The organism is Agrobacterium larrymoorei (assembly GCF_030819275.1).
Classification (GTDB): Bacteria; Pseudomonadota; Alphaproteobacteria; order Rhizobiales; family Rhizobiaceae; genus Agrobacterium; species Agrobacterium larrymoorei_B.
The window spans coordinates 1,446,256-1,469,888 of the sequence record NZ_JAUTBL010000001.1 but is presented as its reverse complement, the minus strand read 5'-3'; the positions used below and the strand labels follow the sequence as shown (position 1 = coordinate 1,469,888).

Genomic DNA, 23,633 nt, shown 5'->3' with positions numbered 1-23,633 from the left:
CTTGAGAGACCGCGCATCCGTGCGGTCTCTCATTCTTCCAAAGGTTCTTTTGGCAAGCGACGGTGGGTCGCGGCACTCAGCGCCGCATGCTCGTAGATACCGGTCATCAGATCGAGCGTGGTGGTGGCGTCTTCAAGACGATGGCGTAGCTCCGGCACCGATTGAACCGCCTTCGCCAGGAGCGAGGCGCGCACATCCGCGTAGCGATCGGTAACGAGCTTGCCCTTCTCCGTCACGCTATAGACGACGCCCGACCTCCCGCTGCCAGTCTTCTGAACCAGACCGGCTGCGATCAGCTTGCGCAGGCTATACTGCATGTTCGGGATGTCTTCGCGATTGGCCAATCGTGCCAGATCCTTGATCGATTTAGGCCGCTCATTCATGCGGATGATATGCAGCATGGCGTTTTCCGGACCACTCACTGCAATATCGACCACAGAACCCAGACACTCGGCCTGCCATCGACCAAAAGCCTCAAAGGCGCGCATCAACGCGAATTCGGCCTCCGCCAGATCGACTTCGACAGGCGTGCGGGCCAGATGCCAACGCCGGTCCAGTGCCGGGTCCTGATCCTGCTTTTCGTCGCCGCCCTTCTGCCTGCTCATCGATCTCGTCGCCCTGTTCTTGCTCTTGCTACTGCATCGGCCCGAAAATTGGCCTCGATTTTCGGAAAGCACGATGCGTCGATTCAAAAAGGTAAAGCGTCCTTTGTGCGTCCAGTAGGACGCACGGTGCTTTAGTACCTTTGTGAGGGCTCAATTGCCCATTGACAAGCTTGAAGTTTAAAATAGACTTTCTATCGTAAATTCTATTAGAAAAATGGGGAACGAACCATGACGGAGAACTCAATGTTCGCCGCCGGGCAGTTTTTGCTTGGCACATTCGCATCCAATTGTTCTGGCGGCATGTCCGTCACCAAAGTGCCGGAACGCTGGAATAACAGCTGGGACAACAATCTGAAACTCGCCCGCCTTCTTGATGATGCCGGGATCGACTTCATGCTGCCGATCGCACGCTGGATCGGTTATGGCGGCGAGACGAATTTTCACGGCAACGTGCTGGAAACAATGACCTGGGCTGCGGGGTTGCTGGCCAGCACAGGCAATATCAATGTCTTCGCCACCATTCATACCGCCGCCAATCATCCCGCCGTGGTGGCAAAGCAGATCGCCACGATCGATCAGATCAGCAATGGCCGCATCGGTCTGAACATCGTCGCCGGCTGGAACCAGCCGGAATATGAAGCGCTGGGACTTAATCTTCCGGCCGATCATGAGAGCCGATACGCTTATGCCGACGAGTGGTTCGATGTCGTCAAGGCGCTCTGGGAGAAAGAGGAAGCCTTCGATTACAATGGCACGTTCTTCCACCTGAAGAATATTCTCGGCGATCCGCGCCCTTCCCGTAAAGTGCCGATCCTCAATGCGGCGGGCTCCGGCCAAGGCCGTGACTTTGCAATGCGCAATGCCGACTTCCTCTTCACCCCGGCAATCGATCTCAGCCGGTCCGCCGCGGAGATAGCGGAGTTGAAGGCGAAGGGCGCGGAAGCGGATCGCAGCACCGGCGTACTGACCTTCTCGCATGTCGTCTGCCGTCCGACAGAGAGGGAAGCGACCGACTATCTGCAGCATTTCGGCAAGGACAATGCCGATTGGGACGCCGTGGATAATCTAGTGAAGCTGCAATTTGCCCATGCTCATTCCTTCCCACACGATCTCCTGGCGCTCATCAGAGATCGGATGGCAGCTGGCCATGGTGGCTTCCCGCTGGTCGGAACGCCGCAACAGGTGGCAGACGGCCTGATCTCGCTGCAAAAGGCTGGCTTTGCCGGAACAACGCTTTCCTTCGTCGATTACGCCGAGGAATTCCCATACTTCCGGGATAACGTCCTGCCGCTGTTGGAGCAGGCGGGCATTCGTGTGCCTGTCGCGCGACAGCAGGCCGCTCTTGCGAGTTGAAGATATCATGGCTAGCAACCTCTTGCATTGAAAACAAAGCGTCAGCGCCTGCGGCGAAAGCTTTTGGCACACGAACCCTAATTTCCAACGGTCGCAGGCACCACCCCTGCGGCCATTTATTTTAAGCCTAAAATAAATTTCGATATATGCATCTGCATACTTGACAGCCTCAACATCCAAAATTAGTTTAATCTTCAAATAAGAGCTCGTGAAGGTGCTCTCAAAGCCACGGAGGGTTACATGCGTATCGTTTGTATCGGTGGAGGCCCGGCAGGGCTCTATTTCAGCCTGCTGATGAAGAAGCTGCATCCCGAGCATCATATCCGCGTCGTCGAGCGCAACCGCCCCTATGATACATTCGGCTGGGGCGTCGTCTTCTCCGACCAGACCATGGCGTCCATGCAGAAATGGGACAAGGAAAGCGCTGACGAAATCCAGCAGGCTTTCAACCACTGGGACGATATCGAAGTGCTCTTCAAAGGCACGCGCCAGCGCACCACCGGCCACGGCTTTGTCGGTATTGGCCGCAAGAAGCTTCTCAACATTCTCCAGAGCCGCTGCGAGGCACTCGGCGTCGAACTTATTTTCGAGACCGATGCAGGTAGCGACCAGGACTTTCCCGATGCCGATCTGATCATCGCCTCAGACGGTTTCAACTCCAAGGTTCGCAATCGCTATCCGGAAATTTTCGAGCCGGATCTCGTGAAGCGCCCGAACCGCTATATCTGGCTCGGCACCGACAAGCTGTTCGACGCCTTCACCTTCGACTTCCGCAAGACCGATCATGGCTGGTTCCAAGCGCATATCTACAAGTTCGATGAGAACACCTCGACCTTTATCGTCGAAACCACCGAGAAGGCTTACGAGGACCATGGCCTCGGCCAGATGACCCAGCAGGAATCAATCGATTTCTGTCAGAACCTCTTCGCCGAAACGCTGGAAGGCGCGGAGTTGATGACCAATGCGCGGCATATGGTCGGCTCGGCCTGGTTGAATTTCAACCGCTTGATCTGCGGCAAGTGGAGCCACTTCAACGGTAACTCCCATGTGGTACTGATGGGCGACGCCGCTCACACTGCCCATTTTGCCATCGGTTCCGGCACGAAGCTTGCCATCGACGATGCAATCGAGCTTGCCAACCAGTTCAACAAGGCTGGCCACGGCAAGGAGAGCATTGCCGATGTTCTGAAGACCTATGAAGACATCCGCCGCGTCGATGTGGCGCGCATCCAGAATGCCGCACGCAATGCGATGGAATGGTTCGAAGTCGTCGGCGATCGCTATGCCGATACGCTCCCGCCTGAACAGTTCATGTATTCCATGCTGACGCGATCACAGCGCATCAGCCACGAGAACCTGCGTCTGCGCGACAAGGAATGGCTTGAGGGTTACGAGCACTGGTTCGCCCGTCACTCCGGCCTTGCCGTCAAAGAGAATGAGCGCTGCCTGCCACCGATGTTCACGCCTTACACGGCGCGCGGCACGACGCTGCCAAACCGCATCGTTGTCTCTCCCATGGCCATGTATTCGGCAACGGATGGTCTGCTCGATGATTTCCATATGGTGCATCTTGGCGCCCGTGCGCTCGGCGGTGCCGGTCTGGTCTTCGCTGAAATGACCTGCGTCTCTCCGGATGCGCGCATTACCCCCGGTTGCCTTGGGCTTTGGGACGACGAGCAGACGAAGGGCTGGAAGCGCTTTGTCGATTTCGTTCACACCAACAGCGCCGCCAAGGTCGGCATCCAGCTTGGTCATGCAGGACGCAAGGGCGCAACCAAACGGGCATGGGACGGCATCGATCAGCCTCTGGAGGAAGGAGGGTGGCCGCTTCTCTCCGCCTCGGCGATCCCATACCTGAAACACAGCGCCGTTCCGAAGGCCATGGACCGCGCCGATATGGACCGCGTTAAGGCCGATTTCGTGGCCGCCACCCGTCGCGCAGCGGAAGCCGGTGCCGACTGGCTGGAATTCCATGCGGCCCACGGCTACCTGATCTCGTCCTTCCTGTCGCCGCTGACCAACCGGCGCGAGGATGAGTACGGCGGATCCTACGAGAACCGCGCTCGCTACCCGCTGGAAGTTTTCGCCGCCGTGCGTGAAGCCTGGCCGGATGACAAGCCGATCTCGGTTCGCCTTTCCTGCCATGACTGGACGGAAGGTGGCAACACGCCGGAAGATGCCGCCGTTTTCGCCAAAATGTTCAAGGATGCGGGCGCAGACCTGATCGACTGCTCATCGGGTCAGGTATGGAAGGAAGAAAAGCCGGTCTATGGCCGACTGTTCCAGACGCCCTTTTCCGACAAGATCCGCAACGAGATCGGCATCCCGACGATCGCCGTCGGCGCGATTTCGGAGGCGGACCACGCCAATTCGATCATCTCCGCAGGCCGCGCAGATCTCTGCGCCGTGGCGCGTCCGCATCTGGCCGATCCCGCCTGGGCTCTGCACGAGGCGACAAAGATCGGCCTAAAGAACGTGCCTTGGCCGAAACAGTACATGTCCGGCAAGTTCCAGTATGAGGCGAACCTCGAACGCGCCAACGCGGCTAAGTGAGAGCGCCATGCTGAATGCTCTCCCCCTTGAAGGACGGCACGCGCTCGTCACCGGTGCCGGAAGCGGCATCGGTGCTGCCATCGCCCGCACGCTGGCGCAGGCGGGAGCCAATTTAACGCTCGCCGGGCGCCGCCGCGAGCGGCTCGAAGCGGTTGCGTCAGAGATCGGTCGCCAGGCTTTCGTGCTCGACGGTTTCGATGTGACGAAGACGGAAGCGATTGCGGACGGACTTGAGAGAGCACGTCAGACCTTTGGTGCTGTCTCCATTCTCGTCAACAATGCCGGTGAAGCACCCAGCGCGCCCTTCGAAAAGACATCGTCCGAGATGTGGAGCCATGTTCTCTCGGTCGATCTCACGGGCGTGTTCAACGTGACGCAAGCCGTCCTGCCGGACCTGAAAGCCTATGGAGATGGCGCACGGATCATCAATATCGCATCGACTGCGGGGCTGACAGGCTACGCCTATGTTTCCGCCTACTGCGCGGCCAAGCACGGCGTGGTTGGTCTGACGAGAGCCTTGGCACTGGAACTGGCGAAAAAGGGCGTAACGGTCAATGCCGTCTGCCCCGGCTTTACCGACACGCCGATCATCCAGCAGTCGCTCGACACCATCATGCTGAAGACCGGGCGCAGCCGCGAGGAGGCGCTGGCGGAATTCACCAAGTCCAATCCGCAAGGGCGGCTGATCCAGCCGCAGGAAGTGGCGGACGCCGCGCTGTGGCTCGCCTCACCTTCTGCGGGTTCTGTGACCGGCCAGGCAATCGCGATTGCCGGCGGCGAGGTCATGGCAGGCTAAACGGAGTTCAAGAAGAAATGCCCTTTACCCATTCCAAACCCATGCGCTTTGGCGACTGCGACCTCACGGGGATTGCCTATCATCCGGCCTATCTCTCCATGCTCGTCGACGTGAACGAGGCGATGTTCGCTTCCTTCGGCGTCACCTGGAAGGAACTGATGTTCGAGCGCAAACTCGGACTGCCGACGGTGACCATGAACCTCGAGTTCAAGAAGCCCGCCGTCTATGGCGATACGCTGGATTTTTCCGTGCATGTGCGCTCGATCGGTCGTGCCTCGCTCGATCTTGAAACCATCGTCACCGTCCGTGGCGACATCATCTGGTCGGTCCGCCAAAGGATCGTGATGACCTCGCTTGAAAACCACAAATCCCATCCCTGGCCTGACGACGTGCGCGCAGGTCTTACACGTTATCTGGAGCCAAGACATGATGCATGAAATCATTCAGCCGGACGGCTGGGCAAAGCCTATCGGTTACTCGAACGGGATCAGTGCGCGCGGGCGCATCGTACAAGTCGGCGGCCAGATCGGCTGGGACCAGCATTGCCAGTTTCATTCGGACGACTTTGTCGAACAGGTGCGCCAGACGCTGATCAACATCGTCAGCGTGCTGAAGGCAGCGGATGCGAAGCCCGAACATCTGATCCAGATGACCTGGTACTTCACCGACCGCGTCTCCTACAAATCGCGCATGAAGGAAATCGGCGCGATCTACCGCGAGATCATCGGTCGCCACTTTCCGCCGATGGCGGCAGTCCAGGTGGTGTCCTTGATGGAAGACCGCGCCAAGATCGAAATCCAGGCGCTGGCCGTCGTTCCCGATTGATTGAAATCTGCAGAGGAGGAGAGATTCCATGACCAGCACCATCAGACCCTTCATCACCCGCAAGGGCCAGGAAGACACCGGCACCGGCCAGTCCGGCGGTTGCGTGCGCGTTTCGGGTGTCAGCCCGCAGCACACGCCTGCCACCAAGATCTGGTTCGGCAAGGTTTCCAACGAGCCGGGTTACCGCTCCTATCCGCATCATCATGGCGAAGCGGAGACCGGCGGCTATGTGCTGAAAGGCAAGGCGCGCATCTATTTCGGCGAGAACTGGAAAGAGTATCTCGACATGGAGGAAGGCGACTTCATCTTCGTGCCGCCGAACTGGCCGCATATCGAGGTCAACATGTCGACGACGGAAGAGCTGGTGTGGCTCACCACGCGCACGCCCGACAACATCGTCGTCAACCTGCCGGATGTGGACGATTCCGTCCTCGAAGGGTTCAGGAGAGCCTGATGAAACTGTTGAGATACGGCCCGGCAGACGCCGAAAAGCCTGCCTTCCTCGCCCAGGACGGCACAGTGCGTGACCTTTCCGGCGTCATCGCCGACTTCACCGGCGATGTCCTGTCCGATGCCGGTCTTGCGCGGCTCGCGGCCATCGACCCTGCATCACTGCCGCAGGTCTCAGTCGAACGCATCGGCGCCTGCGTGCCCCGCCCGGGCAAATTCATCTGCGTCGGCCTCAATTATGCAGACCACGCGAAGGAAACCGGCAAGGCACCGCCTGAGGAGCCGATCCTGTTCATGAAGGCGACCTCTGCCGTCGTCGGCCCGAATGACGATGTCGAAATCCCGCGGGGATCGAAGAAGGCCGATTGGGAGGTCGAGCTTGGCGTCGTCATCGGCACACGGGCGAAATATGTCAGCGAGACGGATGCGCTGAACCATGTCGCGGGCTATTGCGTCGTCAACGATGTGTCCGAACGCGCCTTCCAGTCCGAGCGCGGCGGCCAATGGACCAAGGGCAAGAGCCACGACACGTTTGGGCCGACGGGCCCTTGGCTCGTCACACGCGATGAGGTGGCCGACCCTCAGAACCTCGCGCTATGGCTTGATGTGGATGGCGTGCGCCGGCAGACCGGCAACACGAATACGATGATCTTCGGCGTTGCGCATCTCGTCAGCTATATCAGCCAGTTCATGACGCTAGAGCCCGGCGACGTGATCGCCACCGGCACGCCGCCCGGCGTGGGCATGGGTATCAAGCCGGGACCTGTGTTCCTGAAGCCAGGCCAGGTCATGACGCTTGGTATCGAGGGCCTTGGAGAGCAGCGGCAGCATACGGTAGAAGCGAGGGATTGAGCATGACCGATCTTTCCGGACGTCTTGCCATCATCACCGGTGGCGCGCGCGGTCAGGGCGAGACCGAAGCCCGCCTCTTCGCCTCAAAGGGTGCGGCGGTCATCATCGCCGATGTGCTGGCCGAGGAAGGTCGAGCGCTTGCCGAAAGTCTGCAGGAAGAGGGGCGCGAGGCCCGCTTCATCTATCTCGATGTGACAGACCCCGCGAGTTGGGCAGGCGTCGTGACGCTTGCAACCGAATGGAAGAGCCGCATCGATATCCTCGTCAACAATGCCGGCATCATCAACCGCACCATCGTCGAAACCACCAGCCTTGAGGCGTGGGAACGCGTTTTGAAGGTCAACCTCACCGGTGCCTTTCTCGGCATTCAGGCGGTGACGGAATTGATGGCAAAATCCGGTGGTGGCTCGATCGTCAACATCTCTTCCAATAGCGGCTTTTCGGGTCATTACGACCCGGCCTATACGGCGAGCAAATGGGGCCTGCGCGGCCTTACCCGCAGTGCTGCGATGGAACTGACCCCAAAAGCCATCCGCGTCAACGCGGTCTGCCCCGGGCTTGTGGTCACCGGACTGAACGCCAACAGCCCTCACCTGAGGCCGATGATCGACATGACGCCGATGAAGCGCAGCGGCAAGCCGGAAGAGATCGCCGAGCTCGTGCTCTTCCTGGCGTCCGACGCCTCCAGCTTCATCACAGGCGAAGACTTCGTCATTGACGGCGGCTTTACAGCAGGGGCTGCCTATCGCAAGGTCGCGTCCCAGACCGGCATTTTTGATCAGTAGGTTTCAATCCGAGTGACTGTTCACCTGCATCGCCGGCATGGGCACCACCCACTGCCGGCGATGCTGTTTATGGCCATTAGGCGAAAATATTTTATTCGTAATTTTCGCGAAATTAGGAATTGATAATTCCCGTCGCTTTTGCCAATGTGGAGCCAGTAGAGGGACGTAGCGCGTTTTTCCTTCGCATCATAGGGTACTTCCTGCGGAGAATATGTGGTGGTCAAGCCGGATAGACATAGCGACGACAGGCTTATCGTCTTCGATGTCGGCGGCGTCTTCATCGAGTTGAATGTCGAAAAGCGCCGGGCTGCGCTTGAAGCGGGTGGGCTGTGGTCCTCGACTGCCGTGCCAAGTGCCGACCTCCTGCAACTCAACATGCAGTTTCGCCTGGGCCAGATCAGCGAAGATGACTATCTGAAGCGCGCATCCCTCCTCTATGGGCTGACGACTGAACAGGTTATCGAGGCGGAAACGGCACTTCTCGCCGGCGTCTTTACCGGCATGGTCGATTATGCGCAGCAGTTGAAATCCACCCATCGCGTCGTCTGCCTGTCAAACACCCAGGCCATTCATTGGCGGCATATCATCGAAGAAATGACGGGCACGGACCTGTTTGACGCCTGCTATCTCTCCCATGAGATGGGGATGGAGAAGCCGGCCGATGATATCTATCTCGCAGTTCAGCAACGCGAGGCTGTCTCTCCCGAACAGATCATCTTTATCGACGACACGCTGGAAAATATCGAGACGGCCCGTCGGTTCGGCTGGCACAGTATTCATCATTTGGATGCAGCCAAGACGACTGCAGCGATAGACGCTGCACTTGCGCACCCACCGACCAGCGGCACGTCCTGAGCGAAATGGAGTTCTGACCTTGGCCCAACTGTCACTGCGCGGTATCAAGAAGCGTTTCAAGGCTGTCGAGGTTCTCCATGGCATCGATCTCGATGTGAACGACCGCGAGTTGATCGTCTTCGTCGGGCCGTCCGGCTGCGGAAAATCGACGCTTCTTCGCCTGATTGCCGGTCTCGATCCGATCACCGACGGCGAATTCCGGCTGAATGACAAGCGCATGAACGAGATTGCGCCATCGCGACGCGGCATCGCCATGGTGTTCCAATCCTATGCGCTTTACCCGCATATGAATGTCTATGAGAACATGGCCTTCGGTGCGCGGCTGATGGGCCTCAGCAAGCCGGAAGTCGAAGCGCGTATCGGCGAAGCCACCCGCATGCTGCGGCTGGAAGATCTCTTGGAGCGCAAGCCGCGTGAATTGTCCGGCGGACAGCGGCAGCGTGTTGCTATCGGCCGGGCGCTGGTGCGCAAGCCGCAGCTTCTCTTGCTGGACGAGCCGCTTTCCAACCTCGATGCGGCACTGCGTTCGGAAGTGCGGCTCGAGATCGCCCGTCTCCATCGGGAGATCGGCGGCACGACCATCTATGTGACCCATGACCAGGTCGAGGCCATGACGCTGGCCGACCGCATCGTGGTGATGAATGGCGGCCGGATCGAGCAATTCGGTTCGCCGCGCGAACTTTACGAGACGCCTGCCAATGTCTTCGTCGCGAACTTCATCGGCTCGCCACGCATGGCCATGCTCAATGTGGAGCGAGACGGCAATCAGCTCATCGCACCCGGTATCGGCCAAATCTTGATGCCACGCCTGCCGTCGGCACCAGAACGGGAGCTGTTGATGGGTGTGCGGCCGGACGGCATGTCGATTTCGTCGGATACGAGCAAGAACGGCTTTGCCGCAAAGGTGGTCTACACCGAATATCTCGGCGATAGCGCCTATGTTTACGTACGGATGGGGGAAGGCGCACCAGTCTCAGTGCGCTGTGGGCCGGATACGCAATATGCCCCTGACACGCCGGTGACGATTACCGTCGAGCCTGAGAAGGTCCATTACTTCAGCCATGAAACATCGCAACGACTTGCGGTGTGATCGAACAACTCGCGTAAACCAAAAAAGAAGGAGAGGAACAGATGAAACGATTTTTACTGGGAGCAGCGATTGCCTGCAGCACCATCCTGTCGGCCAGCGCAACCTTCGCAGCAGACCTGACCTTCTGGACCTGGCGCCAGGAAGACAAGGCCGAATATGAAAAGTTCTTCGCCGATTTCAACAAGGCGAACCCGGACATCACGGTGAAATTCGAGGCCTTCGAAGCAACGAGCTACAACACCGTCCTTTCCACTGCACTTGCTGGTGGCAAGGGCCCGGATCTGATGATGACCCGTACCTATGGCGGCATTGAGAGCCTGGCGGGTGCTGGCTACCTCATGCCACTGGACGATACCAAGATCCCGGCGCTGAAGGGCTTCTCGGAATCGGCTCTTGCCTCCGCAACGATGCGCTCGGACAAGACGCTCTATGCCGTTCCGGCCGCAAGCCAGACCATGCTCGTCATCTACAACACCGAGATTTTCGAGAAGAACGGCATCACCGAACCGAAGAGCTGGGATGAGTTCATTGCCGCCTGCGAGAAGCTGAAGGCCGCTGGCGTCATGCCGTTTGCCAATGGCACGGCCACCGGCTGGCAGAATGAGACCATCGTCTCCGCCCTGACGTCCTCGATCATGGGCAAGGCCTTTTATGCCGACCTGATGGCGGGCAAGACCGACTTCAACGACAAGCGCTATGTCGAGGCTTTGACGAAGCTCAAGGAAATCTCCAAGTATTTCCCCGATGGCTTCGTCGGTCTCGATTACGCTTCCGCGCAGCAGCTGTTCACCTCCGGCATGGCCGGCATGTTTGCCGGCGGCTCCTTCGAGCTTGCCAACTTCGCCAAGCAGAACCCGGATTTGAAGATGGGCGTCTTCGCAGCCCCCGGCTTGAAGGCAGAGGACGAAAAGCTCGTTGGCCTCTTCTACGACTCCGGCTTCGGCGGGAATGCCAAGCCGAAGGATCCGGAGGCTGTGCTAAAGTTCCTCAACTATGTTTCCAGCAAGGATTTCGGACAGGCCTTTGCCAACGGGCTGAACAACGTTTCTGCCGTTCCAGGCGTCACCTTCGATAATCCTCTGCTGGCCGAGGTCGCCGAGCTCAACAAGGATTCGATCCCCTATATGACGCTTGTCAACTTCCGCTACGGTGAGCCGACGGGTTCGAACCTGATCCAGGCAGGTGTATCGAAGATGCTGAACGGACAGGCGACACCGGCTGAGGTCGGCAAGTCGATGACCGATGGTCTCGCCACATGGTATGCGCCGTTCAAGAAGTGATCGAACGGCACAGCCGGATTGGGCCGGCCGCTCTTGATGAGAGTGGTCGGCTCCTCTGATTTGAGGCCGTTGGGATAGTGTCGATGATGTCCAGCAAGTTGACAGGCAGAAGACTTTGGATTGCGGCCCTTGTGGTCCCGCCGATCGCCTTCATGTGCCTGTTTCTCGTCTACCCGATCCTGTCGGCCTTCGCCTATGCCTTCTATGAGTGGCGAGGCCTGGTCCGCGGCGACTTCGTCTGGTTCGATAATTTCTACCGCGTGCTGTTCGAGTATCCGTTCTCGGAACGCACGATCAATGCCTTCAAGCACAATATCTTTGTCTTCTTCGCCCTGATGGTGCTTCAGAACGGCGTCGGCTTCATTCTCGCCTACTGCCTCTGGCGCGAACTCTGGGGCGCGCGCTTTCACCGCATCGCCGTCTTCCTGCCCGTGGTGCTGTCCACCGTGATTGTCGGCCTGATGTGGAAGCTCTTCTACCACCCGCTCTTTGGGGCAGTGAATGCCAGTCTCAGAGCCGTCGGGCTCGGCAGCCTGGCCCAACCGTGGCTCGGCCAGGATTCCACTGCATTGATGGCCATCGTCGTTGCCAATGCCTGGCACATGGTCGGCTTTCCGACGCTCGTCTTCCTGGCCGGGATGCAGCGTATACCATCGGAAATTCTCGATGCCGTGCGCATGGAGACCGAGAGCGAATGGGTAAAGATGAGCAAGATCGTGTGGCCCCTTGTCGCCCCTTCGGCGACAGTCGTCTTCACTCTGCTCTTCGTCGGCGCTTTCAACTGGTTCGAACTTCCCTTCATCATGGCGGGTGTGGACGGCAATCCGCATGAGGCAACCGATGTGCTTGGCCTTTATTTCTACCGCACAGCCTTTGGCAGCATGTCAGCCTCGGCGGAAAACTTCGGTCCCGGCAGCGCGCTTGCTGTGCTGATCTTCCTGTTCATTGCCGTGGTTTCCAGCATCATTACCGTCAGACTGCGCAGACGGGAGATCCAGCTATGAGGAAGTCAATCGACCGCGGCAGCTTCCGCACCTATGGCTGGGATGGCCTGATCCAGATCCTGCTGATCAGCAACAGCATCGTCATGCTGACACCGATCGTCATCATGTTCTTTTCAGCCTTCAAGACCAATGCGCAGATCTTTCAGTCCCCCTTTTCCATTCCCGATTTCACCAATGTCAAAAGCATCCTTCGGGTTTGGAACGAGACGGACTTCCTGCTCTATATGGGCAATTCGCTCATCGTCACGGCAAGCTCGATTGCGCTCATCCTAATCCTGGGCACGATGGCGGCCTATGCTATCGCCCGTTACGAGTTCCGAGGGTCCGGCTTTATACTTTTGTTTTTCCTGGCGGGGCTGACCTTGCCGCTGAAACTGGCAATCATTCCGCTCTTCATCCAGATGCGGGATTTCGGGCTGATTGACTCGCGGCTTTCGCTGATCTTCATCTATGTCGCAACCGGCCTGCCGACGACCGTCTTCATCCTGACCGGCTTCATTCGCAGCCTGCCGAACGAGCTGGAGGATGCCGCGCGCATGGACGGCGCCAATGAAGCGCGGATCATGTGGTCCATCATGCTGCCGCTGGTGCGACCGGCCATGGTGATCGCCGCAATCCAGAACGTCGTGCCGATCTGGAATGATTTCTTCTTCCCGCTGATCTTCATTCAGAACAACAATCAGAAGACCTTGCCGCAGGGACTGACCACCTTCATGGGCGAGTTCGCCACGGATTGGGGCGTGCTGTTTTCCGGGCTGACGCTTTCGGCACTGCCGATCATCATTCTCTACATCGCGTTGTCGCGGCAGTTCATCAACGGCATGACGGCAGGCGCGATCAAATAGACATGGTCACGACTTGAGAACGGAGACCGCCGCCTCGCTGGCATGAATGGCGTCGTTGGCGCCGGGTATCTTGGCGATCAACAGCAGGAAGACCAGATCGCAGATCGCTAGCTGCGCATCGCGGGACGTGATGGCGGAGGATCGCACGCGTTCCTCATCCGTCACCGTATGGAGCGTGATGTCGGCGATCTGGCTGAGCCGATTGCCATGAAGACCAGTCAGGGTGACGACCGTCGCGCCGCCCTTTTTCGCCAGTTCCGCCAGCCGGATCGTCTCGTTGGTACTGCCGGAGTGGGAGATGGCGAACAGCACATCCCGACTGTTGAGCGACGCGGCATTGGCCATTTGCACATGCGGATCGCGATCCATCAGCGCCACCAATCCGAGCTTCAATAGCTTGTAGGAGAAATCCCGCGCCACGAGCGAAGACGCACCGATACCGGCGAGATGAATGCGCCTTGCCGATGCCAGTGCAGAGACCGCAGCGGTAACGGCGTCTTCGGCATTCACCTCCATCGTCTGCTGCATGGCGGAGACCTTGCTCGCCACCAGCTTCTGCTGGATGGTGACGAAATTGTCCCCGGCATCGATCGTTCCGTGGATCATGCCGGAGGGGACACGCCACTCCTGCGCCTTGGCCTTGGTGACCGCAAGTTTCAGCTGCTGATAGCCATCATAGCCGATCTTCTGCGAGAATTTCACGACGCTGGACTGGCTGCGCCCGGTCGCGGCGGCGAGTTCCGCAGAAGAAAGCTGCACCATGCGATCGGGATCATCGACGATGAACTGGCCGATCTGGCGCTCGGCATCCGTCATGAATTCCAATTTCGCCTGGATGACCTTCAAGACGGACATGCGCTCCCCCAACCGGAATAAGATATTCGCAAATTAAAAATTCTCTGGAATATTATAGCGCTTATCTTATGATTGGCTATCCAGATTTCAGCATCAGTTTTGACCCGGAAGGTCTTTTATGGATGAGCTGCATATCACCGGCGGAACGAGGCTCGATGGCGCGGTCCCAATTGCAGGCGCCAAGAACGCGGCTCTGCCGCAGATTGCCGCCGCCCTTCTCTCACCTCATCCGCTTGAGCTGACAAACCTGCCCAAGGTGTCCGATGTCGACAACATGCTGCGCATCATTTCGCTTTATGGTGCCGAGGTGGAAAGACATGCGGGCGGTACGACCATCAATGCGCGAGACGTGACGCCAGGCGAAGTGGACTACGAGACCGTGCGCAAGATGCGCGCCTCGATCCTGGTGCTTGGCCCCCTGCTCGCCCGTTTCGGCTCGGCGCGCGTTTCGCTCCCCGGAGGCTGCGCGATCGGCGCGCGCCCGGTCGATATGCATCTGAAAGTCCTCTCAGCCCTTGGTGCGAGGATTGCCGTGGAAGGCGGCTATATCGTCGCGGATGCCCCTAACGGATTGAAAGGCGCGCGCATTGTCCTGCCCGGCCCCTCCGTCGGCGCCAGCGAAACGGCGCTGATGGCGGCGTGTTGCGCCACCGGCGAAACCGAAATCCTCAATGCCGCGCGTGAACCGGAAGTGGTCGATCTCTGCGCCTGTCTCTCTTCTATGGGTGTGCAGATCGAAGGCGCTGGCACGCATCGGCTTCTGGTCAAAGGCGACACGAATTGGCGTGCCGCGAGCCACCACGCCATTGCGGACCGCGTTGAGGCCGGGACCTATGCGGCAGCGGCGATGATCACCGGCGGCCGTATCGAGTTGGTCAATGCCCGTATGGAGCATCTCTCATCGGTCTTGCAGGTGTTGGAAAGCATGGGCGCCACCATCTGGCCCGGAGATCGCGGCGTCGTGGTCGAAGGTCATTTGCCAATCAAGCCTGCCGATTTCACCACCGAACCCTATCCAGGCTTTCCGACGGATTTGCAGGCACAATTCATGGCGATGGCATCGATTGCCGACGGCGCCAGCGTCATCCGCGAAACCATTTTTGAAAACCGCTTCATGCATGTGCCGGAACTGTCGCGGCTTGGCGCGAACATCGCGCTCAACGGTTCCGTCGCCACGGTCCGTGGGCAGCAATCCCTCAAGGGCGCGCCTGTCATGGCAACCGATCTGCGTGCCTCTGTGTGCTTGGTGCTTGCAGCACTTGCAGCGCAAGGTGAAACCATCATCAAGCGCGTCTATCATCTCGACCGTGGTTATGAGCAGCTTGACCGCAAGCTGGCCCAATGCGGCGCCAACATTCGTCGCGTGTCGCTATGACGAAGCCGCTTCGCGACCAGACACTTTATCTCGGCGTCGATGGCGGCGGCACCGGCTGCCGTGCAAGGATCGTCGATGAGGCCGGCCACGTCATCGGGCAAGGATTGTCCGGGCCAGCGACGACTCGCCTCGGCGTCCCAAACGCCTGGGCCTCCGTGCTGCGGGCCTGGACGGGTGCAGCCGAAGAGGCCGGACTTGACTCTTCCAGCGCACCAAATGTTATCGCAGGCATCGGCATTGCCGGGCTGACGCGTGCAGGCTCGCGCGAACAACTGGAAGCCCTGCCGCATCCTTTCGGCAATATTTGCTTTACCTCCGACGGCGCTGCCGCCTGCCTCGGTGCCCATTCCGGTCACGATGGCGGCATTGTCATTGCCGGCACCGGCTCGATCGGGCTGGCGCTTGTCGGCGATGAGGAGAAGCGCGCAGGCGGCTACGGCTTTCCAATCTCCGATGAAGGGAGCGGTGCCGATATGGGGCTGAAGGCGATCCAGTCCGCCTTGCTCGCCTTCGACGGGCGGCGGGATAAGACCGCACTTCTCTCCGAAGTCCTGAACCGCTTCGACAACCTTCCCGCCAATATCGTCGGCTGGATGGATAAGGCAACCGCGACGGATTACGCGACACTCGCGCCCCTCGTTCTGCGTCATGCCGACCAGGGAGACGCCGCCGCCCGGCAGATCGTTCAATCCGGGGCCGGCCATATTGACGGCCTCGTCCGTCGCCTGATCGAGTATGGCGCACCGGCGGTCACACTGCTCGGTGGTCTTTCCGGACCGTTGGAGCCGTGGCTTGCACCCGACGTGCGCAAGCGCTTGAAACCGGCAGATGGCGACGCCGTCTCCGGTGCGATCATCCTGGCAAAACACCTGTCATCCTGAGCGGAAGCGGAGCGCATCTGTAGCTGCAAAAGATGGAATAATATATTCCTACATTAATTGACATGAGGAATATTCGATCTTAATCTGTTAAAAAATCGAGTGAGGATCCATGTCGCACCTGCACCTGATGGCGGAACTTGAGCAGCTGGTTTCTGAAGCGCGCAATCCCAATTCCATGTCGATCGATCTTCTGCCGACGGAAGAGATCCTGAGGGTCATGAACCGCGACGATGCGCTCGTGCCGGACGCCGTCGCCAAGGTCATTCCGCAAATCGCCGAGGCGGTGGAGGAGATCGTTCGCGCCTTTCGCAGCGGTGGACGGTTGATCTATATTGGCGCGGGGACCAGCGCGCGGCTTGGTGTCCTCGATGCATCCGAATGCCCTCCCACCTTTTCCGTGCCGGAAGGCATGGTTGTCGGTTTGATAGCCGGTGGCCCGCGCGCCATTCTACATGCGGTGGAAGGCGCCGAGGATGACGTGGAGGAAGGAAAGCGCAATCTTGCGGAGATCAATCTTTCCGCAAACGACGTGGTGGTCGGCATCGCGGTGAGCGGGCGCACGCCTTACGTGGTTGGCGCGCTGACCCATGCCCGATCCATCGGCGCGAAGACTGTTTCGTTGACCTGCAATCCGCATTCGACGCTGGCCGACATGGCCGACATTGCCATCTCGCCCGTCGTCGGGCCGGAGGTGGTGACGGGCTCAACACGGTTGAAATCCGGCACCGCGCAGAAGCTCGTCTTGAACATGCTGACGACCGCCAGCATGATCCGCATCGGCAAGACCTACGAGAACCTGATGGTGGACTTGACCATCAGCAATCAGAAGCTTCGCGCCCGCGCCATCCGTATCATCATGGAGGCAACCGGCTGCACGGGTGAAGTTGCGGAAGATCACCTGACGGTCAGCGGCAACAATGTGAAGCTCGCGATCCTGATGATCCTGAGCGGACTGAGCCGGGAAGAGGCTGAGGCGGCACTTGTTCGAAATGACGGCTTTTTGCGCAAAGCGCTGACTGAAAAAACCGATTGAACGCGAGACCTGCTGCATACCCGGCGTTCGAAAAGGACGGGATCAGCCAACCAGAGGGAGAATAAGCATGACAATGATCGCTCGAAAATGGCTGGCTTGTGCGGCAATCGCCGGAAGCTTGCTGACCGCCACCGCCACCCCCGGATTTGCAGCCACGTTGAAAATGGCGTGGGCACAGGATGCCACGGGCCTTGACCCGCACAAGCAGACGGCCTTTTCCTCGATACGCCTGCTTGAACTGATCTATGAACCTCTGGTCCGCCTGGACGGCGATCTCAAGGTGGTGCCGGCGCTTGCAAAAGAATGGACCTTCTCGCCCGACGCCAAGACGCTGACCTTCAAACTCGACCCGACGGCGAAGTTTCACAATGGTGCAGCCGTGACCTCTGCCGACGTAAAAGCCTCCTTCGAGCGTATTCTCGACCAGGCGACAGCGGCAGCCGCCCGCGCCAACTATCTCTCGATTGCCAGCATCGATACGCCGGATGCTCAGACCGTTGTCTTCAACCTGTCGCAGCCAGACGTTCCACTGCTCACCGCTATGGGCAGCATCAATGCAGCCATCGTGCCTGCTTCCGAGATAACGGCTGGCAAGATCGGCACGGTGGCCGTCGGCAGCGGCCCTTTCAAGCTCGAAAGCTGGGAGCCGAACCAGAAGGAAGTGCTGAAGGCCAATGCCGAGTGGGCGGGCGGCAAGGTGGGAGTCGATGGCATCGACATCAGCGTGTTGCCGGATGAGAACGCCATTCTTGCAGCACTCCGCGCCAAGAAGGTCGACTTCGCTCTGCTGAACGATCCTCTGGTCGCAACGCTCGTGCCGAAGGTGGCCGGGCTGACATTGAACCGTAAGCCAGTCCTCTCCTACCACGCGCTGCAGCTCAATGCCTCGCGCAAGCCGATGACAGAGCTTGCCGTGCGTCAGGCTATTTCCTGCGCCATCGATCGCCAAGATGTGCTCGATACGGCTCTGCTCGGTGAAGGCGAAGTCACCGGACCGCTGACGATGCCACTCTATCGCTCGGACCCGAACACCCTCTTCTGCTACAAGAAGGATCTCGAAAAAGCCAAGAAACTGATGGCCGATGCAGGGCTGAAGGACGGCTTCTCGGCAACCGTGATCGCCGCAACCGGCGAACCGCCGACCGCTGCCGCCGAAGCCCAGGTCATCCAGTCGCAGTTGAAGGAAATCGGCATCAAACTCGACATCAAGATGATGGAACTCAACGTCTATGTGGATACCTGGCTGAAAGGCGATTTCGACATGGCCGTGGCGCAGAATGGTGGCCGGGCCGATCCCTACACCATGTATAACCGCTACTGGACGAAGGCGGGCAACCTGCAGAAGGTCGCGCACTATATCGACGACACGCTTGACGACCTGATGCAGAAGGGCCGTGTCGAAACCGATGTTGCCAAGCGCAAGGAAATCTTTGCCGCTTTCGACAAGCATCTGGCGGAAGTCTCGCCATGGATCTGGCTCTACACCAACTACGCCTACACGGCGCAGCAGCAGAATGTCGAAAACTTCGTAGCAACACCGGATGGTTCTCTGTTCGGCCTCTCCAAGGTCACTCTGAAGTAATACGTGCATGAGGCGGATGACGACATGACCTACCTGCTACGACGTCTCGTGACATTCCCGCTCGTCATGCTGGGTGTCTCCGTTCTGGTGTTCGTCGCCATCCGCCTCGTTCCCGGTGACTCCATCACCGCCATGCTCGGCACAGAGGCTGGTCTTCTGACGCCAGAGCAGAAGCAAGCCCTCTCGGCCTATTTCGGCCTCGATCAGGGCTGGCTCGTTCAGTATGGGCGCTGGCTCTCTGGGGTCGTATCAGGCAACCTTGGTCTCTCGGTCACTTATGGTAAGCCGGTGCTCGACGTCATTCTCCAACGTTTCCCACTGACACTCGAACTCGCCTGCCTGTCGGTGGCGATCGCGCTTCTCCTCGGGCTTCCGCTCGGTGTCTTTGCGGCAACGCGCGCTGGCCGGGGCTCGGATCTCAGCGTCCGCATCTTCGCCATGATCGGGCAGTCCACGCCGAGCTTCGTCTTTGGCCTCGGCATCATCTACATTCTCTCGGCGGGCTTCGGCATTCTGCCAGCCATGGGCGACTATGTGCCTTTCAACCAGGATCCGATCGCCAACCTCTCGCAACTGTTTTTTCCCGCGCTGACACTTGGGCTGTCTTTCACCGCCTCCGTCACACGAATTTCCCGCTCAGCCATGCTCGATGTTTTGAGCGATGATTACGTGCGCACCGCCCGCAGCAAGGGTGTGGCACGTCGCAACGTCATCTGGCGGCACGCCCTGCCCAACGCTCTCATTCCCGTCATCACACTTTGCGGTGTCGAGTTCGGCTATCTGCTGGGTGGCGCGGTTCTGGTCGAGCAAATCTTTGCGCTTCCTGGCATCGGGCGCATGACGCTGGAAGCTATTCTCCAGCGTGATTATGCGCTGGTGCAGGGCGCGGTGCTGTTCATCGCGCTGAACTTCATGATCGTCAACCTCATCGTTGATCTTGCCTATGTCGCGCTCGATCCGCGCATTCGCTTGGGGAGCCGGTCATGAGCTCTCTATTGTCTAGGCTTCTGCGCCACCCGAGCGGTTGCGTTGGCGCGGCCATCGTCCTAACCTACTTGTTGCTGGCGCTTGCCGCCTGGCTTGGTCTGACGCCCTACGATCCGCTGCAACAATTCCGCATCGACCGCCTGCAAGGCCCCAGCGCCGCCCACTGGATGGGCACCGACATGTTCGGGCGCGATGTGCTCAGCCGGTTGATGATCGGCATCGGTCAATCTTTCCTCGTCGCCTTTTCCTCTGTCGGCATCGCCGCCGTCATCGGCACGGTTCTGGGACTGACCGCCGCCTGGGTCGGACATCTGTGGGATGGCGTTGTCATGCGACTGATGGACATCCTGCTCGCCTTCCCGGCCATCCTGCTTGCCCTGCTCTTCATCACCGTGGTCGGCCCGGGTACCTTCACCAGCATTCTCGCCATTGCCTTCGTCTATACGCCGATCTTCACGCGCGTTGTGCGCGGACCGGCGCTGTCGATCAAGGCGCGCGATTTCGTCGATGCGGCCCGCACCTTCGGCAGTTTCACATCCTACATCCTCACCCGGCACCTGATGCTCAATCTGGTGGCGCCGCTCACCGTGCAGGTGACGTTGGCGCTGGCGTGGTCCCTTCTGACGGAATCGGGCCTGAGCTTCCTTGGCCTTGGCACACAGCCGCCGGATTCCTCGCTTGGCCTGATGCTGGCGGACAGCATCAACCTGATGGAGATGGCACCATGGCTGCTGATCTTCCCGGGCCTTGCCGTCATGCTCGGCATTCTCGGCTTCAACCTTCTGGGCGATGCGCTGCGCGATCTGCTCGATCCCCGCATGCGACGGGTGGCATCATGACAGAGCTGCTTTCTGTACAAAACCTCAGCGTCGGTTTCGGTCGCGGCAATGCCGTGAAGCCGATCGTGGAAGGCGTCAGCTTCACACTCGATGCCGGCGAAACGCTGGCCATCGTCGGCGAAAGCGGCTCCGGCAAATCCGTCACCGCGCTCTCGATCAATCGCCTCATCGATTACAGCGGCGGCAGGATCACCAATGGCCGGATCGACCTGTCTCTAGCCGATGGAAAGACGCTAAATCTCGTCACTCTCGACACGAAACGGATGGAGCAAATCCGAGGGTCGGAGATCGGCATGATCTTTCAGGAGCCGATGACCTCGCTCAATCCGGTGCTCACCATCGGCAAGCAGATCGAGGAAGTCTTTCGCCTGCAAGGCAAGGGCGGGACAGAGGCGCGTGCAGAGACATTGCGGGCGTTAGACCGCATGCGCATTCCAGACGCGGCGCGACGCCTTAGTTACTATCCGCACCAGCTTTCCGGCGGAATGCTGCAGCGGGTGATGATTGCGATGGCGCTCGCAGCGTCCCCTCGTCTCCTCATTGCCGACGAACCAACGACGGCGCTGGACGTTTCGGTACAGGCACAGATCATGGCGCTTCTCGCCGAGCTTCAGCGAGAGACCGGCACCGGCCTCATCTTCATCACTCATGATCTCGGACTTGTGGCAGGGATTGCCGACCGCGTGCTGGTGATGCAGTCTGGAAAGGTTGTGGAGCAGGGAAAGGCAGACGATATTCTCGACCGTCCGCAACACAGCTACACGCAGCACCTGTTAAACGCGGTCCCGCATTTTGCCAACGGCCAGCATGTGCGTGCTGACTCACCTCGTACGAAACACGCCAACGAGCCCACCGCACTTTCGGTTCAGGAGTTGACCGTACGCTTTCCTACCACGACCGGCCTTCTTCGCCGACCCGCAGGCGCCATCCATGCGGTGGAAGCTGTCGAGTTTGATATTTGTCGGGGCGAGACGCTTGCGGTCGTCGGCGAAAGCGGATCGGGCAAATCGACCACGGCGCGGGCTCTGCTTGGTCTGGTCAAGCCGACACGCGGCTCCTTCACCACACAATCCTCTCCGTCTTCCCAATCGACAAACGCGCAAAAGCCTATGCAGATGGTGTTTCAGAACCCCTATGCGTCTCTCAATCCGCGTCTCGATGTACAAAGCCTTCTGGCTGAGCCGGTCATTGCAGCGGGACGTCGGATCGACGGCCAGATCACCTCGCAAATGACAGCACTTCTTGACCGCGTTGGCCTTCCCGCCGATAGCCTCACCCGCTATCCGCATGAGTTTTCCGGCGGCCAGCGCCAGCGCCTTTGCATCGCCCGCGCCTTGATGCTCGATCCTTCCATTCTCGTGCTTGATGAGGCTGTCTCCGCACTCGATGTTTCGGTTCAGGCGCGCGTGCTCGATCTTCTGATTGACCTGCAAAAGGAGCGTGACCTCGCCTATCTCTTCGTCTCCCACGACATGGCCGTGGTCGAACGCATCGCCCACCGGGTCGCCGTTCTCTATGCCGGTCAGATCGTCGAAATCGGGGACGCCCGCTCCGTCTTGTCGAATCCTCAGCACAGCTATACCAAGAAGCTGATTGCAGCGGTGCCAACCATGGACCGGCGGCGCGAGAGGTTTGAGTTGAACACCGAGGCCGTGCCGACATTGTTGCGTCCTAAGGGCTTCGAGCCTCAGCCCTCGAGCTGGAAATATTTTGGCGAAGACCACCGCGTGAAGCTTGAAGTGGCGGCGGCAGATTGAGCAGGAAACCTTCATGGCCGAACAATCTTCGCCGCTCCTGACACCTTTCGACGGTAGCTTTGACCTACTGAAAGAGGCTGTCGATGCTGGCCGTATTCCTGGCGGCGTCTTCGGCATGGTCGATGGAAACGGCAATCGCCTGACGAGGGCGATCGGTCATGCGCAAAAAGTTGGTGGCGAGCGTCCGATGGTGTTCGACACCTGGTTCGATCTCGCCTCGCTGACCAAAGTCATTTTCACCACGCGCAAGATCCTCGAATTGGCCGTTTCCGGCGCTATCGATCTCGACAGTCCTATCACGACGCTCATCCCCGATTTCCGGCAATACGCTCCCGAATGCTGGGAACGGAAGGTGACCTTCCGTCAGTGCCTGGGCCACCAGACTCCGTTTCCGGGGGTGGAGCCGATCTATACCTATGGGGATGACCCGGACCGTCTGCGGGCCTTCGTGCTCCAGCGCGAATGGCGCCATGGCGAGCCTGCCTATTCGGATATGAATTACATCCTTCTCGGCATCGCTCTGGAAAGACTGGCTGGCAAGCGCATCCGCGAGATGGATGCCGGCCCGGGCTTTGCTTTTCACGGCGATCCTGCAAAAACTGCAGCCACCGAGTTCTGCACCTGGCGCAACCGGATGATCTGCGGGGAGGTGCATGACGAGAATTGCTACGCACTTCAGGGCTCTGGCCATGCCGGTCTGTTTGGCACCGCGGATGCCGTTCTCGACTATGCCCGGTCGCTGTTGACGGGGAACGAGAACGGCGATGGTGTTGTCAGGTTGATGCGCCAACCGCTTTCGAACAGACGCACCCATGGTTGGGAGCGTCCCTATGAAGGTTGGTCGGGCGGCGCGTTTTGCAACGATAGCGTCATCGGCCATACGGGATTTACCGGCACAGGCCTCTGGATCGATTTCGACAAGCGGCGCGCCTGGACCTTGCTGACCAACCGGGTGCATCCGAGCCGGCACGTCGATAGCGGCATTTTCGCCCTTCGCGCTGCCATCGGCGACATGATCAACACGCATTGAG

Annotated in this window: 23 protein-coding genes; 21 read left to right on the top strand and 2 right to left on the bottom strand. The window is 59.3% G+C overall.

Annotation, left to right across the window (positions count from 1 at the left end; all coding sequences use genetic code 11):
* Nucleotides 1-29: 29 nt before the first annotated feature.
* Complete coding sequence (locus tag QE408_RS06740; RefSeq protein WP_306929587.1) at nt 30-605, bottom strand: winged helix DNA-binding protein; 576 nt, start codon at nt 603-605, stop codon at nt 30-32.
* A 228-nt stretch (nt 606-833) separates the two neighbouring features.
* Here QE408_RS06740 and QE408_RS06735 point away from each other — a divergent pair, with 228 nt between their 5' ends.
* From QE408_RS06735 to QE408_RS06675, 13 genes are all read left to right on the top strand, one after another.
* Nucleotides 834-1,958, top strand: a complete 1,125-nt coding sequence (locus tag QE408_RS06735) for an LLM class flavin-dependent oxidoreductase (protein ID WP_306929586.1) — start codon at nt 834-836, stop codon at nt 1,956-1,958.
* Between the two features lie 240 nt (nt 1,959-2,198).
* Nucleotides 2,199-4,511, top strand: a complete 2,313-nt coding sequence (locus tag QE408_RS06730; protein ID WP_306929584.1) for a bifunctional salicylyl-CoA 5-hydroxylase/oxidoreductase — start codon at nt 2,199-2,201, stop codon at nt 4,509-4,511.
* A 7-nt stretch (nt 4,512-4,518) separates the two neighbouring features.
* Nucleotides 4,519-5,307 (top strand): SDR family NAD(P)-dependent oxidoreductase, encoded by a 789-nt coding sequence (locus tag QE408_RS06725; RefSeq protein ID WP_306929583.1) that lies wholly within the window; start codon nt 4,519-4,521, stop codon nt 5,305-5,307.
* Between the two features lie 17 nt (nt 5,308-5,324).
* Nucleotides 5,325-5,744: an acyl-CoA thioesterase gene (locus QE408_RS06720; RefSeq protein ID WP_306929582.1), complete on the top strand. Its 420-nt coding sequence runs from the start codon at nt 5,325-5,327 to the stop codon at nt 5,742-5,744.
* The gene (locus tag QE408_RS06715) at nt 5,737-6,132 is read left to right on the top strand and encodes a RidA family protein (protein WP_306930238.1); all 396 of its coding nucleotides are present in this window, start codon (nt 5,737-5,739) and stop codon (nt 6,130-6,132) included. The genes QE408_RS06720 and QE408_RS06715 overlap by 8 nt, the downstream gene beginning before the upstream one ends.
* Before the next feature lie 28 nt (nt 6,133-6,160).
* Nucleotides 6,161-6,586, top strand: a complete 426-nt coding sequence (locus tag QE408_RS06710) for a cupin domain-containing protein (protein WP_306929580.1) — start codon at nt 6,161-6,163, stop codon at nt 6,584-6,586.
* Nucleotides 6,586-7,434 (top strand): fumarylacetoacetate hydrolase family protein, encoded by an 849-nt coding sequence (locus QE408_RS06705; protein WP_306929577.1) that lies wholly within the window; start codon nt 6,586-6,588, stop codon nt 7,432-7,434. Before QE408_RS06710 ends, QE408_RS06705 begins: the two co-directional genes overlap by 1 nt.
* Nucleotides 7,435-7,436: 2 nt before the next feature.
* Nucleotides 7,437-8,219 carry an SDR family NAD(P)-dependent oxidoreductase gene (locus tag QE408_RS06700; RefSeq protein ID WP_306929575.1) on the top strand — a complete coding sequence of 261 codons (783 nt, stop codon included), beginning with the start codon at nt 7,437-7,439 and terminating at the stop codon, nt 8,217-8,219.
* Between the two features lie 216 nt (nt 8,220-8,435).
* Complete coding sequence (locus tag QE408_RS06695; RefSeq protein WP_306929573.1) at nt 8,436-9,074, top strand: HAD family hydrolase; 639 nt, start codon at nt 8,436-8,438, stop codon at nt 9,072-9,074.
* Nucleotides 9,075-9,093: 19 nt separating this feature from the next.
* Complete coding sequence (locus QE408_RS06690) at nt 9,094-10,164, top strand: ABC transporter ATP-binding protein (RefSeq protein ID WP_306929572.1); 1,071 nt, start codon at nt 9,094-9,096, stop codon at nt 10,162-10,164.
* A 41-nt stretch (nt 10,165-10,205) separates the two neighbouring features.
* Nucleotides 10,206-11,444: an extracellular solute-binding protein gene (locus QE408_RS06685; RefSeq protein ID WP_306929570.1), complete on the top strand. Its 1,239-nt coding sequence runs from the start codon at nt 10,206-10,208 to the stop codon at nt 11,442-11,444.
* An 83-nt stretch (nt 11,445-11,527) separates the two neighbouring features.
* Entirely contained in the window at nt 11,528-12,448 is a 921-nt protein-coding gene (locus QE408_RS06680; protein ID WP_306929568.1) for a carbohydrate ABC transporter permease, read from the top strand.
* Nucleotides 12,445-13,293 carry a carbohydrate ABC transporter permease gene (locus tag QE408_RS06675; RefSeq protein WP_306929566.1) on the top strand — a complete coding sequence of 283 codons (849 nt, stop codon included), beginning with the start codon at nt 12,445-12,447 and terminating at the stop codon, nt 13,291-13,293. Before QE408_RS06680 ends, QE408_RS06675 begins: the two co-directional genes overlap by 4 nt.
* 6 nt (nt 13,294-13,299) lie before the next feature.
* Here the strand turns inward: QE408_RS06675 and QE408_RS06670 are convergent, their stop codons facing one another.
* Nucleotides 13,300-14,148 (bottom strand): MurR/RpiR family transcriptional regulator, encoded by an 849-nt coding sequence (locus QE408_RS06670; protein WP_306929564.1) that lies wholly within the window; start codon nt 14,146-14,148, stop codon nt 13,300-13,302.
* A gap of 118 nt (nt 14,149-14,266) precedes the next feature.
* Here QE408_RS06670 and murA point away from each other — a divergent pair, with 118 nt between their 5' ends.
* From murA to QE408_RS06630, 8 genes are all read left to right on the top strand, one after another.
* Nucleotides 14,267-15,523 (top strand): UDP-N-acetylglucosamine 1-carboxyvinyltransferase, encoded by a 1,257-nt coding sequence (gene murA, locus QE408_RS06665; RefSeq protein ID WP_306929562.1) that lies wholly within the window; start codon nt 14,267-14,269, stop codon nt 15,521-15,523.
* Entirely contained in the window at nt 15,520-16,404 is an 885-nt protein-coding gene (locus QE408_RS06660; protein WP_306929560.1) for an N-acetylglucosamine kinase, read from the top strand. Before murA ends, QE408_RS06660 begins: the two co-directional genes overlap by 4 nt.
* A 109-nt stretch (nt 16,405-16,513) precedes the next feature.
* Nucleotides 16,514-17,437, top strand: coding sequence for an N-acetylmuramic acid 6-phosphate etherase (gene murQ, locus QE408_RS06655; protein ID WP_306929558.1), 924 nt, complete (start codon nt 16,514-16,516; stop codon nt 17,435-17,437).
* A 67-nt stretch (nt 17,438-17,504) separates the two neighbouring features.
* Nucleotides 17,505-19,019: an ABC transporter substrate-binding protein gene (locus QE408_RS06650; RefSeq protein WP_373465494.1), complete on the top strand. Its 1,515-nt coding sequence runs from the start codon at nt 17,505-17,507 to the stop codon at nt 19,017-19,019.
* A 24-nt stretch (nt 19,020-19,043) separates the two neighbouring features.
* Nucleotides 19,044-20,006 (top strand): ABC transporter permease, encoded by a 963-nt coding sequence (locus QE408_RS06645; RefSeq protein WP_306929556.1) that lies wholly within the window; start codon nt 19,044-19,046, stop codon nt 20,004-20,006.
* The gene (locus tag QE408_RS06640) at nt 20,003-20,845 is read left to right on the top strand and encodes an ABC transporter permease (RefSeq protein ID WP_306929555.1); all 843 of its coding nucleotides are present in this window, start codon (nt 20,003-20,005) and stop codon (nt 20,843-20,845) included. Before QE408_RS06645 ends, QE408_RS06640 begins: the two co-directional genes overlap by 4 nt.
* Nucleotides 20,842-22,602 carry an ABC transporter ATP-binding protein gene (locus tag QE408_RS06635; protein WP_306929554.1) on the top strand — a complete coding sequence of 587 codons (1,761 nt, stop codon included), beginning with the start codon at nt 20,842-20,844 and terminating at the stop codon, nt 22,600-22,602. The genes QE408_RS06640 and QE408_RS06635 overlap by 4 nt, the downstream gene beginning before the upstream one ends.
* Before the next feature lie 13 nt (nt 22,603-22,615).
* On the top strand, nt 22,616-23,632 hold the full coding sequence (locus QE408_RS06630; RefSeq protein ID WP_306929552.1) for a serine hydrolase domain-containing protein: 1,017 nt from the start codon (nt 22,616-22,618) through the stop codon (nt 23,630-23,632).
* Nucleotide 23,633 lies beyond the last annotated feature (1 nt).